We start from the raw sequence: 24,088 nt of genomic DNA on the forward strand, positions 1-24,088 counted from the left end.
TGAGGCTTGTCTCAATACTGGAAACGATTAACCGGCTTAGCCGCATAACCTGAACCGCCGTATACGGAACCGTATGTACGGTGGTGTGAGAGGACGGCGGTTGTGAAACCGCCTCCTACTCGATCCGTCATTTCAGCAGTTGTTGAAACTCCTCCAGCGGCAACGGCCGACTGTGCAGGTACCCTTGATACAAATGGCAGTCGAGCCCCTGCAAAAACTCAAGCTGCTCTGGCGTTTCCACGCCTTCGGCGATCACTTCCAGCTCCAGGCTGCGGGCCATGGCGACGATGGCGCGGATGATTTCGGCGTCGTTGGGGTCGCTGGTGGCGTCGCGGATGAACGACTGGTCGATTTTCAGGGTGTCGACAGGCAGGCGCTTGAGGTAGGTCAGTGACGAGTACCCGGTGCCGAAATCGTCCATCGCAAAGCTGACGCCGAGCTTTTTCAGGCGACGCATCTTGATGATGGTGTCTTCCAGGTTCTGGATCACGATGCCTTCGGTGATTTCCAGCTTCAGCAATGAGCAGGGCAGGTCGTGGCTGGCCAAGCTTTGTTCGATGCGCTCGACGAAGTCGTTCTGACGGAACTGTCGCGGGCTGATGTTGACGCAGAGGCTGAAGTTCAGCGGGTCGATTTTGCCGTTGGCGATCAGTTGTTTGAAGGCCAGGCACGCTTCATCGAGGATCCAGGTGCCGACCTCGAGAATCAACCCGCTGTCCTCCAGGACTTTGATGAACTCGTTGGGTGACTGCGCGCCCAGTTGGGGGTGGTTCCAGCGTACCAGCGCCTCGGCGCCGACGATGCGCCCGTCGCGGGCGTCGATCTGGGATTGGTAGTGCACGCGAAACTCGCCCCGGGACAGTGCCAGGCGCAGGTCGGTTTCCATGCGCAACCGTTCACTGGCGGCCTTTTGCATGGTGTTGTGGTACATCTGCGTGGTGTTGCGCCCCGAATCCTTGGCGCGGTAGAGGGCAATGTCCGCGCGCTTGAGCAGGTCGGTGGGCGTGGAACCGTGGTCGGGAATCAATGCTATGCCAATGCTCGGCGTGACTTGCAGGCGCTGGCCGTCGAGGAACATCGGTTCCGACAGCAGTTCGCGCAAGGTGTCGGCCAGTTCCCGGACCTGATCGCTGACTTCGCTGCGCGAACCCTCCAGACCGCTGAGCAGGACCACGAACTCATCCCCGCCCAGCCGTGCCACGGTGTCTTCCATGCGCACGCTGGCTTCCAGGCGTGCGGTGATGATCTTCAGCACGGTATCGCCCACGGGATGGCCGAGGGAGTCATTGATGTGCTTGAAGTGGTCCAGATCGAGAAACATCAGGGCGCCGCGCAGGTTATGGCGCTTGAGCAGGGCGATCTGCTGGCTCAGTCGATCCATCAGCAGCGCCCGGTTGGGCAGGTTGGTCAGGGGGTCGTGGTAGGCCAGGTGGCGGATCTGCGCTTCGGCGTTCTTCAGCAGGCTGACGTCCCGGGCGGTCAACAGCAGGCACGCCGTCTCGTTGAGGGTGATCGGTTCCACCGAGACTTCTACCGTCAGCAGTTCGCCGCGTTTGTTGCGCCCGAGCATTTCCAGATGGTGAACCCGGCCCTTGAGTTGCAACTCCGACAGTAGGGCAGAGCGCTGCTTCTCTTCGGCCCAGATGCCCACCTGATACACGGTTTTGCCGACCACTTCGTCAGCACGATAGCCGGTCAGGCGGCAGAATCCGTCGTTGACCTCCAGATAGCGTCCGGTGTCGCGCTCGGAGATGGTGATGGCGTCGGGGCTTGAGTGAAACGCTTTGGCGAACTTCTCTTCGCTGGCCTTGAGCGCGGCTTCCGAGCGTTGCTGCTGGGTGATGTCGCGCAGGGTGGTGACGATGCAGGGTTGGTCGCCGACGCTGATCTGGCGGCTGGAGATCACGCAGGTCAGGGCCTGCCCGTCCTTGTGGCGGACGATGATCGCGACATTGTTCAGGCCCTGCTCGCGGATCACCTGCTCGATCCGTTGCAGGCTTTTCGATGACGCATCCCACAGGCCAAGGTCGTCGCCGCTGCGGCCAATCACCTCGGCGGCACTCCAGCCGAAGGTCTGGGTGAAGCTGGAGTTGATTTCGATGAACTGGCCGCTGTCCTGGCGGGTGACACAGATCGGGTCGGGGCTGACCTGGAACAGGGTGGCGAATTTTTCTTCGGAGGTCACCAGCCGTTGTTCACGCTCAACCTGGTCGGTGATGTCCAGCAGCGTGCCGGCCATGCGCAGCGGGAGGCCGCTCTCGTCTCGGTACAGTCGGGCGCGGCTTTCCAGGTAGCGCGAACTGCCGTCCGATAATTGCACGCGATAGGTCAATTGGTAATTGCCCGCCGGTCCCTCACGCAGGCTGCGGTAGGCGTCGCGCATGCTGCCACGCTCTTCGTCGGGCACACCCTCGAAAAAATCATCGAAGGACTCATGGAAGGGCTTGGCGTCCAGCCCGTGCAACTGGGCCGCCCGCGCCGAGCCATAGAGCATGCCGCTGGGAATGTGCCAGTCCCAGGTGCCCAACTGGGCCGAGTCCAGGGCCAGGTCCAGGCGCTCCTGGCTGTCTTTGAGCGCCTGTTCGGCGACTTTTCGTTCCGTGGTGTCGAGAAAGGTGCTGAGCAGGAAGGGCTGGCCTTCGAGCTCGACCTTCTGTGCGCTGAGGATGCCGTCATGGACCTGGCCATTGCTGGCGCGAAACTGCACCTCCATGCTGACCAGTTCGCCCTTGGCCTTGGTGGCCTTGACCAGCTTTGTCCGTTGCTCGGGGTGGACCCATAGGCCCAGCTCCAGGGTCGTGCGGCCAATGGCGTCCTGTACCGGCCAGCCGAACAGGCTTTCGAAATACTGGTTGGCTTCGGTGATCAGGCCGTCTTCCTGGCGGGTCAGCAGCACCATGTTGGGGCATAGGTGAAACAGCGTGGCGAAGCGCTTTTCCGAGCTGCTCAGGGCTTGTTCGCGCTGGCGCTGGTGGGTGATTTCGCGGATCACGCCGATCATGCGTGGCCGGCCGTGCTTGTCCGGCAGCAGGCTGCCGCTGATCTCCAGCCAATGCAGGGTGCCATCTGGCCAGCGGATGCGATGGTGCATCGCCTGCTCCAGCGGGGCGCCCGCGATCACCGCATGGAAGGCGCGCAGGGCTTTTGCCCGATCCTCGGGAGGGAGCAGGTCCAGGTATTCCAGGTCCGTGGGCAGTGGTTGCCGTGGATCGAAACCGAACAGCGCCTGGGTGCCCCGGGACCAACTGATCTGCCCGCGCTCGATGTCCCAGTACCAGGCGCCCAGGCGAGCGCCGTTGAGGGCGGCCAGCAACTGCGGTGCGCTTTCCCAGCTCTGCTCCGAGGTGTGAGGGTCCAGCGCCTGTATACGCGGCATCGGCGGTGTGTGTGGGCGTGGGCGGTCAACAGATTTGGGCATTGGCTACAGGCCTTGGGCTGAATTGGGCATTCGGCAGTGGGGTTTGCAGCCTTAAAGGATTAGCACAAGTCAGCCGTGAGTCCCTGGCAAATCGATTTGTGCGTCCAGCAAGGCCATGAAAGCCCGTGCCGCATTCGATAGCGTCCGTTCGGTGTGCACGATATAGCCTAGCTCGCGACTGAGCTGTATGCCCGGTAAAGGTATGCGCGCCACCTGATCATCGAGCATGGTGCGCGGCAAGACGCTCCAGGCAAGGCCGATGGAGACCATCATCTTGATGGTTTCCAGGTAGTTAGTGCTCATGGCGATGTTTGGCGTGAGGCCCTGGGTTTCGAACAGGCGCTGGACGATGTGATGGGTAAAGGTATTGCCGCCGGGAAATACCGCGGGGTGGCGCGCGATATCGGCCAACGTGACCGCGCCATTGCTGATCAGCGAGTGTTCGGGGGCCGCCACGAAGTCCAGGGGGTCGTCCCACACGGGCGTGGCCTTGACCAGCGAATGAGGCTCTGGCGCCAGGGTGATGACCGCCAGCTCGGCGCGACCATGAAGAATTTCCTCATAGGCCACTTCCGAGTCGAGGAACTGAATATCCAGTGCCACCTCGGGGTAGAGGCGGGTGAACGCCCTTAATAAAGGTGGCAGGCGGTGCAGGCCGATGTGATGGCTTGTGGCCAGTGTCAGGCGCCCGCTGACCTCGCCGGTCAGGTTGGTCAGCGCCCGGCGGGTGTCATCCAGCACGTTGAGTATCTGGTAGGCGCGCGGCAGCAAGGCACGTCCGGCCTCGGTCAGGCTGACTTCGCGACCCAGCCGATCGAACAGGCGCACGTTGAGTTGTTGTTCCAGCCCGGCGATTCGCTTGCTGATGGCCGGCTGGGTCAGATGCAGGCGCTCACCGGCGCCCGAGAAGCTGCCCGTCTCGGCAATGGCGATAAAAGCATTGAGGTTGGCCAGGTCCATTTCTTGTATTCCAGTTGGTTATCCAAAGCATAAAAAATATGAATTTGAGTTATTTAATGTAACCCCATAGGATCGACCTCACAAGCCACGGGGTTATTGAGTCACTTCAACCCCAGGGGCCTGTACGGCGAAGTGCTCCAGCGGCACTTGCCACGCAGGCCTCCCCGGCATAGAAACAAGCTGATGAGGAAACGTCTGATGGCCGGCAAAACGCTCTACGACAAGCTCTGGGATTCGCATTTGGTCAAGCAGCGCGACGATGGTTCGGCGCTGATCTATATCGATCGTCACATCATTCACGAAGTGACCTCGCCGCAAGCCTTTGAGGGGCTGCGCCTGGCCGGGCGCAAGCCTTGGCGTATCGATGCCAACATCGCGACCCCGGACCACAACGTACCGACGACGCCGGAGCGCAAGGGTGGCATCAACGCCATCGTCGATCAGGTCTCGCGCCTGCAGGTTCAGACCCTCGATGACAACTGCGACGAATACGGCATCGTCGAATTCAAGATGAACGACGTGCGCCAGGGGATTGTCCATGTCATCGGCCCGGAGCAGGGTGCAACCTTGCCGGGCATGACCGTGGTCTGCGGTGACTCCCATACCTCGACCCATGGCGCGTTTGGTGCCCTGGCCCACGGTATCGGCACCTCCGAGGTCGAGCACGTGCTCGCCACCCAGTGCCTGGTCGCCAAGAAAATGAAGAACATGCGGGTAGAGGTCGAGGGCAAGCTGCCGTTCGGCGTGACTGCCAAGGACATCGTTCTCGCGGTGATCGGCAAGATCGGCACCGCTGGTGGCAATGGCCATGCGATCGAGTTCGCCGGTAGCGCCATTCGTGACTTGTCGGTCGAAGGCCGCATGACCATCTGCAACATGTCCATTGAAGCCGGTGCCCGTGTGGGCCTGGTCGCGGCGGACGAGAAGACCGTGGCCTACGTCAAGGGTCGTCCGTTCGCCCCGAAAGGCGCTGAGTGGGATCTGGCCGTCGAAGCCTGGAAAGACCTGGTGTCCGACGCCGATGCAGTGTTTGACACGGTGGTTAAACTCGACGCTGCGCAGATCAAGCCGCAAGTCAGCTGGGGCACTTCCCCGGAAATGGTTCTCGCCGTCGATCAGAACGTGCCGGACCCGGCTAAAGAGATGGATCTGGTCAAGCGCGACTCCATCGTCCGCGCCTTGAAATACATGGGTTTGACCGCCAATCAGGCGATCACCGACATTCAACTGGACCGCGTGTTCATCGGCTCCTGCACCAACTCGCGAATCGAAGATTTGCGCGCTGCCGCCGTGATCGCCAAGGGCCGCAAAGTGGCATCGACCATCAAGCAGGCCATCGTGGTGCCGGGCTCGGGCCTGGTGAAGGCGCAGGCGGAATCGGAAGGCCTGGACAAGATTTTCCTCGAGGCCGGTTTTGAATGGCGCGAACCAGGCTGCTCGATGTGCCTGGCGATGAACCCGGACCGTTTGGAGTCCGGCGAGCATTGCGCCTCGACGTCCAACCGTAACTTCGAAGGCCGTCAGGGCGCCGGTGGACGTACCCACCTCGTCAGCCCGGCCATGGCAGCCGCCGCAGCCGTCAACGGTCGTTTCATCGATGTCCGTGAATTGATCCAGGGAGCGCAGTAACCATGAGAGCCTTTACCCAGCACACAGGTCTTGTCGCGCCTTTGGATCGTGCCAACGTCGACACCGACCAGATCATCCCCAAGCAGTTCCTCAAATCGATCAAGCGCACCGGTTTTGGCCCGAACCTGTTCGACGAGTGGCGCTACCTGGACGTGGGTCAGCCGTACCAGGACAACTCCAGGCGCCCGCTGAACAAGGACTTCGTACTCAACGCCGAGCGTTACCAGGGCGCCAGCGTGTTGCTGGCCCGCGAGAACTTCGGTTGCGGCTCCAGCCGTGAGCACGCGCCGTGGGCCCTGGAAGAGTACGGTTTCCGCAGCATCATCGCGCCGAGCTACGCCGACATCTTCTTCAACAACAGTTTTAAGAACGGCTTGCTGCCGATCATTCTCAGCGACGAGGAAGTCGACGAACTGTTCCAGCAAGTGGAGGCGACTCCTGGTTACCAGTTGCAGGTCGATTTGCAGGCCCAGACGGTGACCCGTCCTGACGGCAAGGTGTTGAGCTTCGAGATTGATGCGTTCCGCAAGCACTGCCTGCTCAACGGCCTGGACGATATCGGCCTGACCTTGCAGGACGGCGAGGCGATTGCTGCGTTTGAAGCCAAGCATCGCGCGAGCCAGCCTTGGTTGTTTCGCGACGCTTAATTAACCGGACGTGTAACCCACTGTAGGAGCGAGCTTGCTCGCGAAAGACTCAAGGACGCTGCGTTCCTTCAGGATCCCAGCATCATCGTTGACGACCTTCGCGAGCAAGCTCGCTCCTACAGATAATCACCAGGCTGTCCAATCAGGGAAGTCATCATGACAAACACCGCCCATACCCAAGTCGTACAAAAGCAATTCGGTGAACAGGCTTCGGCCTACCTGAGCAGCGCTGTACACGCTCAAGGCACTGAATTTGCGCTGCTACAGGCCGAGCTGGCGGGGCAGGGTGAAGCCCGGGTGCTGGACCTGGGTTGTGGCGCCGGTCATGTCAGTTTTCATGTGGCCTCGCTGGTCAAGGAAGTGGTGGCCTACGACTTGTCGCAACAGATGCTCGACGTGGTGGCCGGTGCTGCCGTTGATCGCGGCCTGGGCAACGTGACCACCGTGCTGGGGGCCGCCGAACGGCTGCCATTCGCCGATGGCGAGTTCGATTTCGTGTTCAGCCGCTATTCGGCGCACCACTGGAGCGACCTCGGCCTGGCCCTGCGCGAAGTGCGCCGGGTATTGAAGCCGGGCGGGGTGGCGGCGTTCATCGATGTGTTGTCACCGGGCGCACCATTGCTCGACACTTACCTGCAAAGCGTCGAGGTACTGCGCGACACCAGCCACGTGCGTGATTATTCCGCCGGCGAGTGGTTGCGCCAGGTCAGCGAGGCGGGGTTGCAGACCCGCAGTACCACGCGCCAGCGGTTGCGCCTGGAGTACAGCAGCTGGGTCGAGCGCATGCGCACGCCAGCGGTGATGCGTGCGGCGATCCGGGAGTTGCAGCAGTCGATGGGCAACGAAGTACGTGAATATTTTGAGATTGAGGCCGATGGTTCGTTCAGTACCGATGTGCTGGTACTGTGGGCCGAACGCTAGAATTTTTCCGGGTGCACCCGTGGGTGCGCCGACTGATGACATGAGGAACGCATGAGCAAGCAGATTCTGATTCTCCCAGGTGACGGTATTGGCCCGGAAATCATGGCCGAAGCGGTCAAGGTGCTGGAGCTGGCCAATGACAAGTTCGCCCTGGACTTCGAATTGAGCCACGACGTCATCGGTGGCGCCGCCATCGACCGGCACGGCGTGCCATTGGCCGACGAAACCCTGGAGCGTGCCCGTGCGGCCGATGCCGTGTTGCTGGGTGCCGTGGGCGGCCCGAAATGGGACGCTATCGAGCGGGATATCCGTCCTGAGCGTGGCCTGCTGAAGATTCGTGCGCAACTGGGGCTGTTCGGCAACCTGCGTCCGGCAATCCTGTACCCGCAACTGGCCGAGGCTTCCAGCCTGAAGCCGGAAATCGTCGCCGGCCTGGACATCCTGATCGTCCGTGAACTGACCGGCGGTATCTACTTCGGCGCGCCACGCGGCACCCGCACCCTGGAAAACGGTGAGCGCCAGTCGTACGACACCCTGCCGTACAGCGAAAGCGAAATCCGTCGCATCGCCCGGGTCGGCTTCGACATGGCCATGGTGCGCGGCAAGAAGCTCTGCTCGGTGGACAAGGCCAACGTCCTGGCCTCCAGTCAGCTGTGGCGCGAAGTGGTCGAGCAAGTGGCCAAGGATTACCCCGAGGTCGAGCTGAGCCACATGTACGTCGACAACGCCGCCATGCAACTGGTGCGCGCGCCGAAGCAATTCGACGTGATCGTCACCGACAACATGTTCGGCGACATCCTGTCCGACCAGGCATCGATGCTCACCGGCTCCATCGGCATGCTGCCGTCGGCCTCGCTGGATACCCACAACAAAGGCATGTACGAGCCGTGCCATGGTTCGGCGCCGGACATTGCAGGCCTGGGCATTGCCAACCCGCTGGCGACCATTCTGTCGGTATCGATGATGCTGCGTTACAGCTTCAACCAGCAGGCCGCCGCTGACGCCATCGAGCAAGCCGTGAGCGTGGTCCTGGATCAGGGCCTGCGCACCGGTGACATCTGGTCGGCCGGTTGCACTAAAGTCGGAACGCAGGAAATGGGCGACGCAGTAGTCGCCGCGCTGCGGAATCTGTAATCTCTCGGGCCCCGCTTGTTGCTGATGCCGGCAAGCGAGCCCACTTTTTGTAAAAGGTGTAGTTGCGATGAAACGTGTAGGTCTGATCGGTTGGCGCGGTATGGTCGGTTCCGTGCTCATGCAGCGGATGCTGGAAGAGCAGGATTTCGATCTCATTGAGCCGGTGTTTTTCACCACTTCCAATGTCGGTGGCCAAGGTCCGTCCGTGGGCAAGGACATTGCTCCGCTCAAAGACGCTTACAGCATTGAAGAGCTCAAGACCCTCGACGTGATTCTGACCTGCCAGGGTGGCGACTACACCAGTGAAGTGTTCCCCAAGCTGCGTGAAGCCGGCTGGCAGGGTTACTGGATCGATGCCGCGTCCAGCCTGCGTATGCAGGATGACGCCGTCATCGTGCTGGACCCGGTCAACCGCAAGGTCATCGACCAGCAGCTGGACGCGGGCACCAAGAACTACATCGGCGGCAACTGCACGGTCAGCCTGATGCTGATGGGCCTGGGTGGCCTGTTCGAAGCCGGTCTGGTGGAGTGGATGAGCGCCATGACCTATCAGGCAGCCTCGGGTGCCGGCGCGCAGAACATGCGTGAGCTGATCAAGCAGATGGGCGCGACCCATGCCGCTGTCGCCGATCAACTGGCCGACCCGGCCAGCGCCATCCTCGACATCGACCGTCGTGTTGCCGAAGCCATGCGCAGCGACGCCTACCCGACCGAAAACTTCGGCGTACCGCTGGCGGGCAGCCTGATCCCCTGGATCGACAAGGAACTGCCGAACGGCCAGAGCCGCGAAGAGTGGAAGGCCCAAGCCGAGACCAACAAGATTCTCGGGCGCTTCAAGAGCCCAATCCCGGTGGACGGCATCTGTGTGCGTATCGGCGCCATGCGCTGCCACAGCCAGGCGCTGACCATCAAGCTGAACAAAGACGTGCCGATCGCCGATATCGAAGGTCTGATCAGCCAGCACAACCCTTGGGTCAAGCTGGTGCCGAACAGCCGCGACATCAGCATGCAGGAGCTGAGTCCGACCAAGGTCACCGGTACCCTGAACGTACCGGTTGGCCGTCTGCGCAAGCTGAACATGGGGACCCAGTACCTCGGTGCCTTCACCGTCGGCGACCAACTGCTGTGGGGCGCGGCCGAGCCGCTGCGTCGCATGTTGCGGATCCTGCTGGAACGTTGATCGGTTGATGCCGTGAAAGAACCCGTGCCTTGAAAGAGGTGCGGGTTTTTTTATGAGCGTTGTGTCGTCAGTCAAGTCGCCATCACGAGCAGGCACAGGCACGACAAATCCCCGGCGCAATTGCCTGCATGCCAGTCACCCGGTAAAGTGCCGCTCCCCCCGTTTCGCCTGAGGTAGAACCATGAGCCAGTCCTTTGATATCGCCGTTGTCGGCGCCACCGGTACTGTTGGCGAAACCCTCGTTCAGATTCTCGAAGAGCGTGATTTTCCGGTTGCCAACCTGCACCTGCTGGCGAGCAGCGAGTCGGCTGGGCATTCGGTGATGTTCCGTAGCAAGAACGTGCGGGTGCGGGAGGTCGACGAGTTTGATTTCAGCAAGGTGCAACTGGTGTTCTTTGCCGCCGGGCCGGCGGTCACCCTGAGCTTTGCCCCGCGAGCGACGGCCGCGGGTTGCGCGCTGATCGACTTGTCCGGTGCCTTGCCGGCCGACCAGGCGCCACAGGTGGTGCCGGAAGCCAATGCCCAGGTGCTGGCCGGGCTGAAAAAGCCGTTTCAGGTCAGCAGCCCAAGTGCCTCGGCGACCACCCTGGCCGTGGTCCTGGCAGCATTGCGCGATCAGCTCGATGTGCAGCGCATCGCCGTGACCGCCAGCCTGGCTGTTTCAGCCCAGGGTCGCGAGGCGGTGACCGAACTGGCCCGGCAGACCGCCGAGCTGCTGAACGCCCGCCCGCTGGAGCCGCGCTTCTTCGATCGGCAGATGGCGTTCAACCTGCTGGCACAGGTCGGCGCGCCGGATGCCCAAGGCCATACGCTGCTGGAAAAACGCCTGGTTCGAGAGTTGCGTGAAGTCATGGCGCAGCCAGCCTTGAAGATTTCCGCGACCTGCGTTCAAGCTCCGGTGTTTTTTGGCGATAGCTATACCGTGACCCTGGTTTCGGCCAAGGCGGTCGACCTGGCTGCAGTCAACGCCGCACTGGAGGCGGCGCCGGGTATCGAGTTGGTGGAGGCGGGTGATTACCCGACGCCGGTCGGTGATGCGGTCGGCCAGGACGTGGTTTACGTTGGTCGGGTTCGCGGCGGCGTCGACGATCCGGCGGAACTTAATCTGTGGCTGACGTCAGATAACGTACGCAAAGGTACCGCGCTCAACGCAGTGCAGGTGGCCGAGTTGTTGATAAAAGACCTTGTGTAAAAGATACTTGGCAACAATTTGCAGAATGATTCTAGCTGAGCGCTATGCTATGAGGCGGGCCGCCATGCGGGGCCTGCAAGGGCGTGAGTGAAATAATCGCGCGCAGACTCCTCCGAGTCCTGTGCGCCATGCCTTACGGCAGCAGCATTAAACACCTTCTCGCTGGCCGAGGAATGTTCAAACAAAGGATGAGGCTATGGTTCAAGTTCGCAAACTGGTGTTAGCAATAGCGGCCGCCTCGGCGCTGTCCTCCGGTATGGCGCATGCCCTTGGGCTTGGGGAACTGACCCTCAAGTCGACCCTGAACCAGCCGTTGGTGGCCGAGATCGAGTTGCTCGATGTCAAGGACCTCACGGTGGCCGAAGTGGTACCAAGCCTGGCCTCGGCCGATGACTTCGCCAAGGCCGGCGTGGACCGCCAGGCGTTCCTCAATGACCTGACATTCACGACCGTGCTCAACGCCAGCGGTAAAAGCATCCTGCGGGTGACGTCCAGCCAGCCCCTGTCCGAACCCATGGTGAAATTCCTGGTTCAGGTGATGTGGCCGAACGGCCGCCTGCTGCGTGACTACAGCGTGCTGCTCGACCCTTCCAAGTTCTCGCCGCAAACGGCTGACGCCGCGGCGCAAACGGCGCCAGCGGTCAATGCGCCGGTTACCGGGGCGACGGCGCAACACACCACGGCGCCGCGCGACACCCTGTGGGAGATTGCCGCGAAGGCGCGCAATGGCGCTTCGATCCAGCAAACCATGCTGGCGATCCAGGCGTTGAACCCCGATGCCTTTATCGATGGCAACATCAACCGCTTGAAAACCGGTCAGGTCTTGCGCCTGCCGGACGCTGGGCAAAGCACTGGCCTGCCGCAAGCGCAAGCCATTGCTGAAGTGGCCGCGCAGAACGCCGCCTGGCGCCAGGGGCGACGCTACGTGCCGCGGACCCAGGCGCAGCAACTGGACGCCAGCGGTCGCGGGCGTAATAGCGCGCTGGCCCAGGGTGCTGCCAAGGATAACCTGAGCCTGGTCTCGGCCGAGTCCGGCAAAAACCGTGGCAAGGGCCCGGCCGGCGATAGCCAGGCCATCGGCAACAAGCTGGCAGTAGCACAGGAAAGCCTCGACACGGCCCGTCGTGACAACGCCGAGCTGAACAGCCGCATGACCGACTTGCAAAGCCAGCTGGACAAGCTTCAGCGCCTGATCGAGCTGAAAAACAATCAACTGGCCAAGCTGCAGGCAGAAGCGGGGCATGCTGGCGCGACCCTGTCTTCAGAGACGATGCCGGCCGAGTTGGTTGAGCCTGCCGCGACCTTGGCTACAGAATCTCCCGAGACGCCACAGGCAGACCCGGCCGCCGCGCCCGTCGCCGCGCCTGCGGCCAGCGATGAGCAGAAGTACGGCGAGCTGCTGGCCAGTCCGGCGCTGATGGGGCTGGTCGGTGGTGGGGCGGTCGTGCTGGCCTTGCTGCTGTTGCTGCTGGCGCGTCGTCGCAAGGCTCAGCAGGAATCCGAAAAGCACCGGCGGATGGCGAAGGCGCTGGCTGAAGAGTCGGATTTCTCCGAGGACCTCGATCTGCCGGAAAGCAGCTTCGAGGGCCTTGAAGTTGCGCCGCCCGCCGTCAAGCTGGCTCCAGCTCCAGCTCCAGCGGCTGAGCCGGTGGTGGTGGCGCCGGTCGTGATGACCACGCCAATTGCTGCGCCCCTGGTGTCGCCTGCCGCCGAACGCTCGGACGATGTGCTGATGCACGCGCAGTCGCATATCGATGCCGGGCGTCTGAACCAGGCGGTCAACCTGCTGGAAGAAGGCGTCAAGCAAGAGCCGCAACGCAGCGAGCTGCGCCTCAAGTTGATGGAAGTCTATGCTCAGCAGGGCGATCGCGATGCGTTTGTCGCGCAAGAGCGCCAGTTGGTTGCCAATGGTAAGAACTACGCAGAGGTCGAGCAGCTCAAAAGTCGCTTCCCGGCCATGCTTGCCATAGCGGCAGTGGGTGGCATTGCCGCCGCTGCGGCGGCGGCCGAGCTGGATGCCCAGTACGTCAAGGAGTTGCTGCTGGATGAGCCTGAGGTTCCAGCTCCAGCACCCGAAGTTGCTGCGCCAGAGGAAGATTTCGATAGTGCATTCGACCTCAGTCTGGATGAGCTGGAGGCGGTATCGCCTGAACAGCTCGCCGCCGAGCCTGTCGCCGAGCTGGAAGCATTCCCGCTGGACGATGACCTGAGTTTTGAGCCGGTATCGCAGCAGGCTCAAGAGCCGGAGGGGCTGGGCGATCTGGCGGACTTCGATCTCGACCTGGGTGCGGACCTGCCGGAGTCGACCTTGTCCGAGGATGAGTCCCTGCTCAGCCTCGACGATGAGCCGCCGGCACAGCAGACGCCTGAGGTGGTCGACGTGACGCTGGATGACCTGGAGTTGCCGGCCGATTTCGACCTGTCCCTGGCCGATGAAATGGATTCGTCCGCCAAGCCGGATGACTTCATTGCTGACCTGGATGATGTGCACGCCGAGTTGGATCGCTTCTCGCAAGAGCTGGAGCATCCGCCCATCGTTGAGCCCACCTTCACCGCTGAGGATGCGGCGCTGGCGGCGGACAGCGATGAGTCGGAGCTTGACTTCCTCTCGGGTACCGATGAAGTCGCCACCAAGCTGGATCTGGCCCAGGCGTACATCGACATGGGTGATAACGATGGTGCGCGGGACATCCTCGGCGAGGTACTCAGCGAGGGCAATGACGGCCAGAAGAGCGAAGCCAGGGAAATGCTCGCTCGCCTGGCTTGATTGACCTGGCATGACAAAAACGGCAGCCCATGATGGCTGCCGTTTTTGTTTTATGTGTCCCGTCCTGAATAAGGTTCACACCTGTTTCAGGGCTAGACAATGCCCTGGTCGCCACACCTGCGGATACTCCAGCAAGCGGCTCCTCTCCAGGTGCTTACTCGCGGCGCCGGGTTGAACAAAAAATACCGCGAACATGGCGTCCCGGGCGCGGGGCCTTATAATGCCCGCCTTTGCGTACATCAGCAGGCTGTCACTCCTTGGCAAATATAGATAATCCGGCCGCCGAAATGGCGGCCGAGGGCTTTTTCCGGATCGCGTTGGGCGTTGAATACAAGGGCTCGCGGTACCGCGGCTGGCAGCGTCAGGCCTCCGGCGTGGCCACCGTGCAGCAAACCCTTGAAATGGCCCTGTCCAAGGTCGCGGATTCGCCCGTTTCCGTGCATTGCGCGGGGCGCACCGATGCGGGCGTGCACGCCTGCGGCCAGGTGGTGCATTTCGACACCCAGGTCGACCGGTCGTTGAAGGCCTGGGTCATGGGGGCCAATATCAACTTGCCCCACGATATCAGCGTCAGTTGGGCCAAGGTCATGCCGGCGCACTTTCATGCGCGCTTCAAGGCCATCGCCCGGCGTTATCGGTACGTGATCTACAACGACCAGATTCGTCCGGCGCACCTCAACGAAGAGGTGACCTGGAACCACCGGCCGCTGGATGTGCAGCGCATGGCCGAGGCGGCGCAGCACCTGCTCGGCACTCACGACTTCAGCGCCTTTCGCGCGGGGCAGTGCCAGGCCAAGTCGCCGATCAAGGAAATCCATCACCTGCGGGTCACCCAGCACGGCAAGATGATCGTGCTGGATATCCGTGCCAGCGCATTCCTGCACCACATGGTGCGCAATATTGCCGGTGTACTGATGACCATCGGTGCCGGTGAGCGTCCGGTGGAGTGGGCCAAGGAGGTGCTGGAAAGCCGGGCCCGGCGTGCCGGCGGTGTCACGGCCCACCCGTTCGGGCTGTACCTGGTGCAGGTCGAGTATCGTGATGAGTTCCAGCTGCCGGAGCGTTACGTCGGGCCGCACTTCCTGACCGGTTTCTCGGAACTTGACGGCTGACGCCCTCGAACGCATTTGCTACCATCCGGGACTTTCCCGGATTTGCCCTGAGGTTCCAACGACATGCCAGCCGTTCGCAGCAAAATCTGTGGGATTACCCGCATTGAAGATGCGTTGGCGGCCGTCGAGGCCGGGGCCGATGCGCTTGGCTTTGTGTTCTATGCCAACAGTCCGCGGGCGGTGACGGTCCAGCAGGCGCGGGCGATTATTGCAGCGTTGCCGCCGTTCGTGACCACCGTGGGCCTGTTCGTCAATGCCAGTCGTTGCGAGCTCGGTGAAATACTCGATGCAGTGCCGCTGGACCTGTTGCAGTTCCACGGTGATGAAACCCTGGCCGATTGCGAAGGCTGGCACCGGCCGTATATCAAGGCCTTGCGTGTCAAGGCCGGGGACGATATCGCCGCCGCCTGCCTCGCGTATCCGAGTGCCAGCGGGATTCTGCTGGATACCTATGTCGAAGGGGTTCCCGGTGGAACCGGCGAAGCCTTCGACTGGTCCTTGATTCCGCAGGGCTTGAACAAGCCGATTATCCTGGCCGGTGGGCTGACGCCGGACAACGTCGCCGGGGCCATTGCCCGGGTCCAGCCCTATGCGGTGGACGTCAGCGGCGGGGTAGAGCAGGGCAAGGGCATCAAGGATCACGCAAAGATTCGCGCCTTTGTGCAGGCAGTGCGCAGTAGCGCGTCGTCGATGTGACGGCTGGCAGTCTGCCGCCGTCCACTGCATGGTACAAACATGCGCTGCACGAAAGCAGGCAGGTGCCACCTCCGGGTGGACCAAAACCGAAGTGACAACCGCCCTGCGCAGGTTGTCGGGATGGCTGAGGATGGAAGCGTTGCAGGCAGGTCCTGGCCCTGTGCCGACCGCGGCAGCGAACCGATCATCGCCGCACACATGAATTTAGCTCAAGGGCATACGCGGGGCCGCGAACCAGAGCGTTCGGGCCGCCGGTACTGGAGAAAGAAAGCATGAGCAACTGGTTGGTAGACAAACTGATCCCTTCGATCATGCGTTCCGAGGTCAAGAAGAGCTCGGTGCCTGAAGGTCTGTGGCACAAGTGCCCGTCCTGCGAGGCGGTGCTGTATCGTCCGGAGCTGGAAAAGACCCTGGACGTTTGCCCCAAGTGCAACCACCACATGCGCATCGGTGCGCGTGCGCGGATCGACATCTTCCTCGACGCCGAAGGCCGTGCCGAACTGGGTGCCGACCTGGAGCCGGTTGACCGTCTGAAGTTCCGTGATGGCAAGAAGTACAAGGACCGCCTGACCGCTGCCCAGAAGCAGACCGGTGAAAAGGACGCCCTGATTTCCATGAGCGGCACCCTGCTGGGCATGCCGGTAGTGGTGTCGGCGTTCGAATTCTCCTTCATGGGTGGTTCGATGGGTGCCATCGTTGGCGAGCGTTTCGTGCGTGCGGCCAACTACGCCCTGGAAAACCGTTGCCCGATGATCTGCTTCGCCGCTTCCGGCGGTGCGCGGATGCAGGAAGCCCTGATCTCCCTGATGCAGATGGCCAAGACCTCTGCGGTGCTGGCGCGTTTGCGCGAAGAAGGCATTCCGTTCATCTCGGTGCTGACCGACCCGGTCTACGGCGGTGTTTCCGCCAGCCTGGCGATGCTCGGCGACGTGATTGTCGGTGAGCCAAAGGCCCTGATCGGCTTTGCCGGCCCGCGTGTTATCGAGCAGACCGTGCGTGAAAAGCTGCCGGAAGGTTTCCAGCGCAGCGAATTTCTGCTGGAGCATGGTGCGATCGACATGATCATCGCGCGTCACGAGTTGCGTCCACGCCTGGGTAATCTGCTGGCGCAACTGATGGGGCTGCCGACGCCTGAGTTCGTGGCGGCGCCCGTCGAGACCGTGGTGGTTCCGCCGGTGCCTGCCAACCTATGACCGAGCGTACCCTTGGCGAGTGGCTCGCCTACCTTGAGCAGTTGCATCCGTCAGCCATCGACATGGGGCTTGCGCGCTCGCAAGAGGTAGCGTCCCGGATGGGATTGGGCAAGCCGGCGCCTCGGGTGGTCACGGTCACCGGCACCAACGGCAAGGGTTCTACCTGTGCGTTCGTGGCGTCATTGTTGCGCGCGCAGGGCTTGAGCGTTGGCGTCTACAACTCCCCGCACCTGCTGCATTACAACGAGCGGGTGCAGATCAATGGCGTTCAGGCCACTGACGAACAACTGTGCGAAGCCTTCGTGGCGGTCGAGGCCGGTCGCGGCGAGATCTCCCTGACCTATTTCGAAATGGGTACCCTGGCGGCGTTCTGGCTGTTCCAGCAATCGGGCCTGGATGCGGTGGTGCTGGAAGTCGGTCTTGGCGGACGTCTGGATACGGTCAACCTGGTGGATGCCGACATCGCGCTGGTGACCAGCATCGGCGTCGACCATGCGGATTACCTGGGCGATACCCGCGAATCCGTGGCCTTCGAAAAGGCCGGTATCTTCCGTCAGGGCGCACCGGCGCTGTGCGGTGATCTCAATCCTCCCCAACCCTTGCTGGACAAGGCGCGCGAGCTTAATTGCCGGTTCTTGCTGCGTGGTCGTGATTTCGACCTGGGCGTGACCGATCACGGCTGGCAGTGGCGGGGTGTCGACGGGCAAGGTCGGGAGATCGAGTTGCACGACCTGCCATTGCTCGACCTGCCCATGGAAAACGCCGCGCTGGCGTTGCAGGCTTATGCGCTGTCGGGCTTGCCTTGGGTTCCTGGGCAAATAGTCGCGGCGCTGCAGGCCACGAAAGTCGTCGGGCGCCTGGATCGCCGCCAGTTCACCTGGCATGGCAAGCGCCTGAACCTGATGCTGGACGTGGGGCATAACCCCCATGCGGCCGAGTACCTGGCGCAGCGCCTGACCGCTCGTCCGGTGGCGGGTCGACGCCTGGCCGTCTTCGGGTTGCTGGCCGACAAGGATCTTGATGGTGTGGTTGGCCAGTTGAGTGCTAGTGTCCAGCATTGGGCGGTCGCCCCGCTTGATTCGCCTCGCGCGCGTCCGGTTGCGGATTTACAGGTTGCGTTGCAGAACCTCGGGGCTGCGGTAACATCCTATGCCAGTGTGGCGGATGCCCTGGAGGGGCAAAGCGCGCAGGCGACGGCGGAAGACGAAATCCTGCTGTTCGGATCATTTTATTGTGTTGCCGAGGCCCTCGAGTGGCTGGCCCGGCGCTCCACGGAGGAGGCTGCAGATGGCTTTGCTGGATAACGCGTACAAGCAGCGGATGGTCGGGGCCCTGGTGCTGGTGGCTCTGGCAGTGATTTTCCTGCCAATGCTGTTTTCCCGGGAGGACGAGCAGCGCCAGGTGGTGGTAGAGGCCCCGGCTGCGCCGCAGGCGCCCACCCTGCCGCAAGTTCAGGTCGAACCAGTGGTGGTTCCGGATCCGCAGGCGCTGCCCCAGGAGCCGGTGCCGAGCGATGCTGAAATAGCCATGGAGCAAGTACCTGCCACGCCGACGACGGCACCTGCAGCCAGTGCACCGAGCACGCCCGTTGCGCCACCCCCGGTTGCCGCCAAGCCGGTAGCACCAGCGCCTGCGCCCAAGCCTGCACCTGCGCCAGTCACCGCGCCCGTCAGCAAGCCTGCCGCCACCCAGGCTCGGGTCGATGCCAATGGCTTGTCGGTCAGTTGGTCGGTGCAACTGGCCAGCCTGTCGAGCCGTGAAAGCGCCGAAAGCTTGCAGAAAACCCTGCGTAGCCAGGGCTACAACGCTTATATCCGTACGGCTGACGGTAAAAACCGGGTGTTTGTCGGGCCGTTGATCGAGCGCGCCGAAGCCGATCGTCTGCGTGACCTGCTGGGTCGCCAGCATAATCTCAAGGGTTTTGTGGTGCGTTTCCAGCCGGAGCGCGGCTAAGGCTATCGCCTCAATTTGAAATCCACTGAAAATCGCAGCTTACCGGCAGCCATGGGCTCTGCTAAAATGCGCCGCCTTATCCGTCTGTAGGCTGCACTGTGCCATTTACCTGGGTTGACTGGGCGATCGTTGCAACAATCGCCATCTCCGCTTTGATCAGTCTGAGCCGCGGCTTCGTAAAAGAAGCACTGTCGCTGGTGACCTGGATCATCGCAGGAGCCGTTGCCTGGATGTTTGGTGGCTCACTGTCCGAGTACCTCGTCGGTTATATCGAAACACCGTCGGCCCGCGTGATCGCGGGCTGTGCCATCCTGTTCGTCGCCACCCTGGTGGTCGGCGCCATGGTCAATTATCTTATCGGCGAACTGATTCGCGTCACCGGCCTCTCCGGGACCGATCGCTTCCTGGGCATGGCCTTCGGCGCGGCGCGTGGCGCGTTGCTGGTGGTCACCGCCGTCGGGCTGTTGAGCCTGGGGCCGGTACAGCAGGATTCATGGTGGCAGGAGTCGAGGCTCGTGCCACAATTTCTATTGGTTGCAGACTGGTCCAAAAACCTCATATTAGGGTGGAGCAGTCAGTGGCTGGCCAGCGGTATCAGCGTACCCGCTGAAATACCGTTCAAGGAGCACCTCTTGCCGACGGCCAAAACGCCGCAGTGAGTCGTGTTCAGTTCAGTTTCATTAAGTAGGGGTTGCGTCGCATGTGTGGCATCGTCGGTATCGTCGGTAAGTCGAACGTCAATCAGGCGCTGTATGACGCGCTAACCGTCCTCCAGCACCGCGGCCAGGACGCTGCCGGTATCGTGACCAGCCATGATGGCCGGTTATTCCTGCGCAAGGACAATGGCCTGGTACGTGACGTGTTTCATCAGCGTCATATGCAGCGCCTCGTCGGCCACATGGGCATTGGCCATGTGCGCTATCCGACCGCTGGCAGCTCGACTTCGGCCGAAGCTCAACCGTTTTACGTCAACTCGCCTTACGGCATCACCCTGGCGCACAACGGTAACCTGACCAACGTTGAACAGCTGGCCAAGGAGATTTACGAATCTGACCTGCGCCACGTCAACACCAGCTCCGACTCGGAAGTGCTGCTTAACGTGTTCGCCCACGAACTGGCCCAGCGCGGCAAGTTACAGCCGACCGAAGAAGACGTATTCGCCGCCGTCACCGACGTGCACAACCGTTGCGTCGGTGGTTACGCCGTCGTGGCGATGGTCACCGGCTACGGCATCGTCGGTTTCCGCGACCCGCACGGCATCCGCCCGATCGTCTTCGGCCAGCGTCACACCGACGAAGGCGTGGAGTACATGATCGCCTCCGAAAGCGTGTCCCTGGACGTGCTGGGATTCACCCTGATTCGCGACCTGGCCCCAGGCGAAGCGGTCTACATCACTGAAGACGGCAAGCTGCACACCCGTCAGTGTGCGACCAATCCGTCCCTGACCCCGTGCATCTTCGAACACGTTTACCTGGCGCGTCCAGACTCGATCATCGACGGCGTATCGGTCTACAAGGCTCGCCTGCGCATGGGTGAGAAACTGGCCGAGAAGATCCTGCGCGAGCGTCCGGATCACGACATCGACGTGGTTATCCCGATTCCCGATACCAGCCGTACCGCGGCACTGGAACTGGCCAACCACCTGGGCGTGAAGTTCCGCGAAGGTTTCGTCAAGAACCGCTACATCGGCCGGACCTTCATCATGCCGGGCCAGGCCGCACGGAAAAAATCCGTACGCCAGAAGCTCAATGCCATCGAGCTGGAATTTCGCGGCAAGAACGTCATGCTGGTGGACGACTCGATCGTGCGCGGCACGACTTGCAAGCAGATCATCCAGATGGCGCGCGAAGCCGGCGCCAAGAACGTCTACTTCTGCTCCGCGGCCCCTGCCGTACGTTACCCGAACGTTTACGGCATCGACATGCCGAGCGCCCATGAACTGATCGCCCACAATCGTTCGACTCAGGACGTGGCTGACCTGATCGGCGCCGACTGGCTGATCTATCAGGACCTGCCTGACCTGATCGAAGCGGTTGGTGGCGGCAAGATCAAGATCGAGCACTTCGATTGCGCCGTGTTCGACGGCAAGTACGTTACCGGCGACGTTGACGAGGCTTACCTGAACAAGATCGAGCAGGCACGTAACGATGCCTCCAAGGTCAAGACGCAGGCTGTCAGTGCGATCATCGATCTGTACAACAACTGAGTTTCCACCGGCCCTGAGGGGCCGGTTTTGTATCTGTCAAAGACGGTTTATCTATCAAGAACGGGGCAAGGAGTGACAGCATGAGTCAGGATTGGGATGCCGGTCGGCTGGACAGCGACCTCGATGGCGTAGCGTTCGATACCCTGGCCGTACGTGCCGGCCAGCACCGCACGCCCGAAGGCGAACACGGTGATCCGATGTTCTTCACTTCAAGCTATGTGTTCCGTACCGCGGCCGATGCGGCGGCGCGTTTCGCGGGCGAAGTACCAGGCAACGTTTACTCGCGCTACACCAACCCGACCGTTCGTGCGTTTGAAGAGCGCATTGCCGCTCTGGAAGGCGCGGAGCAGGCCGTGGCGACCGCCACTGGCATGGCGGCGATCCTCGCCGTGGTGATGAGCCTGTGCAGTGCCGGCGACCATGTACTGGTGTCGCGCAGCGTATTTGGCTCGACCATCAGCCTGTTCGAAAAGTACTTCAAGCGTTTTGGCATCGAAGTCGATTACGTGCCGCTGGCGGACCTGTCCGGCTGGGATGCCGCGATCAAGGCCAACACCAAATTGCTGTTCGTCGAGTCGCCGTCCAACCCGTTGGCCGAGTTGGTGGATATCGCCGCGCTGTCTGAAGTGGCCCATGGCAAGGGCGCGATGCTGGTGGTCGACAACTGCTTCTGTACGCCTGCCTTGCAGCAACCCCTGAAGCTCGGCGCGGACGTGGTGGTGCATTCGGCCACCAAGTTCATCGACGGTCAGGGCCGTTGCATGGGTGGCGTGGTGGCGGGTCGTAGCGAGCAGATGAAAGAAATCGTCGGCTTCCTGCGTACCGCGGGCCCAACCTTGAGCCCGTTCAACGCCTGGATCTTCCTCAAGGGCCTGGAAACCCTGAGCCTGCGCATGAAGGCGCATTGTGCCAATGCCCAGCAACTGGCTGAGTGGCTGGAGCAGCAGGACGGCATCGAGAAGGTTCACTACGCCGGCCTCAAGAGCCATCCACAGCACGAACTGGCGTTGCGCCAGCAGAAAGGCTTTGGGGCGGTGGTGAGTTTTGAAGTCAAGGGCGGCAAAGAGGGCGCTTGGCGCTTTATCGATGCGACCCGCCTGATTTCCATCACTGCCAACCTGGGTGACAGCAAGACCACCATCACCCATCCGAGCACCACCTCCCATGGGCGCCTGGCGCCGCAGGAGCGTGAGGCTGCCGGTATTCGCGACAGCTTGATCCGGATCGCGGTCGGCCTGGAAGACGTGGCCGACCTGCAAGCGGATCTGGCGCGCGGGCTGGCTGCCTTGTGATCGAGTTGTCCACGTCTGTCGGTGCTACCAACGGTCGGGTCGCCCTGGTCACGGGTGCGGCACGGGGTATCGGCCTGGGGATTGCCGCCTGGTTGATCAGCGAAGGCTGGCAGGTGGTGCTGACCGATCTCGATCGTGAGCGGGGCTCCAGGGTGGCCAAGGTGCTGGGTGAACACGCGTGGTTCATCGCCATGGATGTGTCCGATGAGCAGCAAGTGACCCTGGGCGTTGCCGAGGTGCTTGGGCAATTCGGTCGTCTCGATGCGCTGGTGTGCAACGCGGCGGTCGCCGACCCTCGCAACATCACCCTGGAAAGCCTTGACCTGGGGTACTGGAACCGGGTGCTGGCGGTCAACCTCAGTGGGCCGATGCTGCTGGCCAAGCACTGTGCGCCCTATCTGCGGGCTCACGGCGGTTCCATCGTCAACCTGGCCTCGACCCGTGCGGGTCAGTCGGAACCGGACACCGAAGCCTACGCGGCGAGCAAGGGCGGTTTACTGGCCCTGACTCACGCGCTGGCCATCAGCTTGGGGCCGGAGATTCGGGTCAACGCAGTCAGTCCGGGCTGGATCGATGCCCGTGACCCTGCTGCCCGGCGTGCCGAGCCGCTAAGTGACGCCGATCACGCCCAGCATCCGGCGGGCAGGGTAGGGACGGTCGAAGACGTTGCGGCGATGGTGGCCTGGTTGCTGTCCAGGAATGCCGGGTTCGTCACGGGCCAGGAGTTTGTGGTCGACGGTGGCATGACCAAGAAGATGGTCTATCAGCAGTGAGAGGCAGCTTTAAGCTACAAGCTACAAGCGGCAAGTAAAAGCCGTTCAGTGTTGGGCCTGTCTGCGCGGCACGGCTTTTGACTTGTAGCTTGCCGCTTGAAGCTGTTTTTGAAAAAAATCCAATCCTGCTATTGACTTAGCTTCGGTATCTGCGTAAATTTCGCGGCCTCGGAGAAGCAAACGGGTGATTAGCTCAGCTGGGAGAGCGTCTGCCTTACAAGCAGAATGTCGGCGGTTCGATCCCGTCATCACCCACCACTTCTTGAGACTCTTGCGAAAGCAGGAGGGAAGCTGAAAAGCCTCCACCGACGCGCAGCGGTAGTTCAGTCGGTTAGAATACCGGCCTGTCACGCCGGGGGTCGCGGGTTCGAGTCCCGTCCGCTGCGCCATATTTTCCGAATCAGGTTTTCCTGGTTCGAGATTGAAAAGCTTCGAAGCTTGGCAATCAGACGAGTTAATTGGGCGAAAGTCCAAAGCGATACGCAGCGGTAGTTCAGTCGGTTAGAATACCGGCCTGTCACGCCGGGGGTCGCGGGTTCGAGTCCCGTCCGCTGCGCCATATCTGCCTCAAGGCCCACTGAACGCCTTGGAGCTACGAAGAAAGCCACTGGCAAAGCCAGTATCTACTTCGCGTCGATAGCAAAGACCCTGGTCGAAAGACCGGGGTTTTTTGTTTCTGGCATTTCACTTTTGTCGTGCGCGAATTCACCGACGCTTGATCATATGTCGGCCTGTCCCCGGCGATGCCTGGACCTTGTTCTATTCTCAAAGGTACACCTTCAGCTCAGGAGGAGGGTCCATGGCCACTGAAAAGCAGCATGAACATGACGACGATGGCGACGAGGAGCGGCCGGATGAGGCCACCCCGCAAGAGAATCCGCCACCGCAAACCTGGAAACACCCGGATGATGGAAAAAGCCTGTCGGACCTCGACGAGGAATGGCCGCTGAAACCCTGAGTCCATTGCGTTTTGCACACTGCCCCTGGTTAACCGCCAGGGGCAGTGTGCTGTCTG

Annotated in this window: 19 protein-coding genes and 3 tRNA genes; 20 read left to right on the forward strand and 2 right to left on the reverse strand. The window is 61.8% G+C overall.

Annotation, left to right across the window (positions count from 1 at the left end):
* Positions 1-127: 127 nt before the first annotated feature.
* Together CKW07_RS17870 and CKW07_RS17875 are read right to left on the reverse strand one after the other, a co-directional pair.
* Positions 128-3,418, reverse strand: a complete 3,291-nt coding sequence (locus CKW07_RS17870) for a PAS domain S-box protein (RefSeq protein WP_095146327.1) — start codon at positions 3,416-3,418, stop codon at positions 128-130.
* A 69-nt stretch (positions 3,419-3,487) separates the two neighbouring features.
* A complete protein-coding gene (locus tag CKW07_RS17875; protein ID WP_095146328.1) occupies positions 3,488-4,378 on the reverse strand; it encodes a LysR family transcriptional regulator in 891 nt (296 codons plus the stop codon).
* A gap of 198 nt (positions 4,379-4,576) precedes the next feature.
* On the opposite strand from CKW07_RS17875, the gene leuC reads away from it, so the two are divergent.
* The 20 genes from leuC to CKW07_RS25480 all read left to right on the forward strand — a co-directional run bounded on the left by leuC (position 4,577) and on the right by CKW07_RS25480 (position 24,031).
* Complete coding sequence (gene leuC / locus CKW07_RS17880; RefSeq protein WP_095146329.1) at positions 4,577-6,007, forward strand: 3-isopropylmalate dehydratase large subunit; 1,431 nt, start codon at positions 4,577-4,579, stop codon at positions 6,005-6,007.
* A gap of 2 nt (positions 6,008-6,009) precedes the next feature.
* On the forward strand, positions 6,010-6,654 hold the full coding sequence (gene leuD / locus CKW07_RS17885) for a 3-isopropylmalate dehydratase small subunit (protein ID WP_095146330.1): 645 nt from the start codon (positions 6,010-6,012) through the stop codon (positions 6,652-6,654).
* A 156-nt stretch (positions 6,655-6,810) separates the two neighbouring features.
* Positions 6,811-7,575: a class I SAM-dependent methyltransferase gene (locus CKW07_RS17890; RefSeq protein ID WP_095146331.1), complete on the forward strand. Its 765-nt coding sequence runs from the start codon at positions 6,811-6,813 to the stop codon at positions 7,573-7,575.
* A gap of 51 nt (positions 7,576-7,626) precedes the next feature.
* Positions 7,627-8,709, forward strand: coding sequence for a 3-isopropylmalate dehydrogenase (gene leuB, locus CKW07_RS17895; protein WP_095083018.1), 1,083 nt, complete (start codon positions 7,627-7,629; stop codon positions 8,707-8,709).
* Positions 8,710-8,776: 67 nt separating this feature from the next.
* A complete protein-coding gene (gene asd / locus CKW07_RS17900; RefSeq protein ID WP_095146332.1) occupies positions 8,777-9,889 on the forward strand; it encodes an aspartate-semialdehyde dehydrogenase in 1,113 nt (370 codons plus the stop codon).
* A 181-nt stretch (positions 9,890-10,070) separates the two neighbouring features.
* Positions 10,071-11,081 (forward strand): aspartate-semialdehyde dehydrogenase, encoded by a 1,011-nt coding sequence (locus CKW07_RS17905; RefSeq protein ID WP_095146333.1) that lies wholly within the window; start codon positions 10,071-10,073, stop codon positions 11,079-11,081.
* 196 nt (positions 11,082-11,277) lie between these two features.
* Positions 11,278-13,848: a FimV/HubP family polar landmark protein gene (locus CKW07_RS17910; RefSeq protein WP_095146334.1), complete on the forward strand. Its 2,571-nt coding sequence runs from the start codon at positions 11,278-11,280 to the stop codon at positions 13,846-13,848.
* Between the two features lie 287 nt (positions 13,849-14,135).
* Positions 14,136-14,960 (forward strand): tRNA pseudouridine(38-40) synthase TruA, encoded by an 825-nt coding sequence (truA, locus tag CKW07_RS17915; RefSeq protein ID WP_095146335.1) that lies wholly within the window; start codon positions 14,136-14,138, stop codon positions 14,958-14,960.
* A 63-nt stretch (positions 14,961-15,023) separates the two neighbouring features.
* Positions 15,024-15,656, forward strand: a complete 633-nt coding sequence (locus CKW07_RS17920; RefSeq protein ID WP_095146336.1) for a phosphoribosylanthranilate isomerase — start codon at positions 15,024-15,026, stop codon at positions 15,654-15,656.
* 272 nt (positions 15,657-15,928) lie between these two features.
* A complete protein-coding gene (accD, locus tag CKW07_RS17925; protein WP_095083030.1) occupies positions 15,929-16,849 on the forward strand; it encodes an acetyl-CoA carboxylase, carboxyltransferase subunit beta in 921 nt (306 codons plus the stop codon).
* The gene (folC, locus tag CKW07_RS17930) at positions 16,846-18,153 is read left to right on the forward strand and encodes a bifunctional tetrahydrofolate synthase/dihydrofolate synthase (protein ID WP_095146337.1); all 1,308 of its coding nucleotides are present in this window, start codon (positions 16,846-16,848) and stop codon (positions 18,151-18,153) included. Before accD ends, folC begins: the two co-directional genes overlap by 4 nt.
* The gene (locus CKW07_RS17935; protein WP_095146338.1) at positions 18,137-18,802 is read left to right on the forward strand and encodes an SPOR domain-containing protein; all 666 of its coding nucleotides are present in this window, start codon (positions 18,137-18,139) and stop codon (positions 18,800-18,802) included. The genes folC and CKW07_RS17935 overlap by 17 nt, the downstream gene beginning before the upstream one ends.
* Before the next feature lie 98 nt (positions 18,803-18,900).
* A complete protein-coding gene (locus CKW07_RS17940; protein WP_095146339.1) occupies positions 18,901-19,461 on the forward strand; it encodes a CvpA family protein in 561 nt (186 codons plus the stop codon).
* A gap of 41 nt (positions 19,462-19,502) precedes the next feature.
* Complete coding sequence (gene purF, locus CKW07_RS17945; RefSeq protein ID WP_095146340.1) at positions 19,503-21,008, forward strand: amidophosphoribosyltransferase; 1,506 nt, start codon at positions 19,503-19,505, stop codon at positions 21,006-21,008.
* A gap of 80 nt (positions 21,009-21,088) precedes the next feature.
* Positions 21,089-22,300: an O-succinylhomoserine sulfhydrylase gene (locus CKW07_RS17950; protein WP_095083040.1), complete on the forward strand. Its 1,212-nt coding sequence runs from the start codon at positions 21,089-21,091 to the stop codon at positions 22,298-22,300.
* On the forward strand, positions 22,297-23,073 hold the full coding sequence (locus CKW07_RS17955) for an SDR family oxidoreductase (RefSeq protein WP_095146341.1): 777 nt from the start codon (positions 22,297-22,299) through the stop codon (positions 23,071-23,073). The genes CKW07_RS17950 and CKW07_RS17955 overlap by 4 nt, the downstream gene beginning before the upstream one ends.
* A gap of 182 nt (positions 23,074-23,255) precedes the next feature.
* Positions 23,256-23,331 (forward strand) — tRNA-Val (locus tag CKW07_RS17960).
* Between the two features lie 54 nt (positions 23,332-23,385).
* A tRNA-Asp gene (locus tag CKW07_RS17965) sits at positions 23,386-23,462 on the forward strand.
* Positions 23,463-23,555: 93 nt separating this feature from the next.
* A tRNA-Asp gene (locus CKW07_RS17970) sits at positions 23,556-23,632 on the forward strand.
* A 240-nt stretch (positions 23,633-23,872) separates the two neighbouring features.
* Positions 23,873-24,031 (forward strand): hypothetical protein, encoded by a 159-nt coding sequence (locus tag CKW07_RS25480; RefSeq protein WP_176465336.1) that lies wholly within the window; start codon positions 23,873-23,875, stop codon positions 24,029-24,031.
* Positions 24,032-24,088: the final 57 nt, after the last annotated feature.

The organism is Pseudomonas sp. Irchel s3b6, assembly GCF_900187415.1.
In the GTDB taxonomy this organism is placed as follows: domain Bacteria; phylum Pseudomonadota; class Gammaproteobacteria; order Pseudomonadales; family Pseudomonadaceae; genus Aquipseudomonas.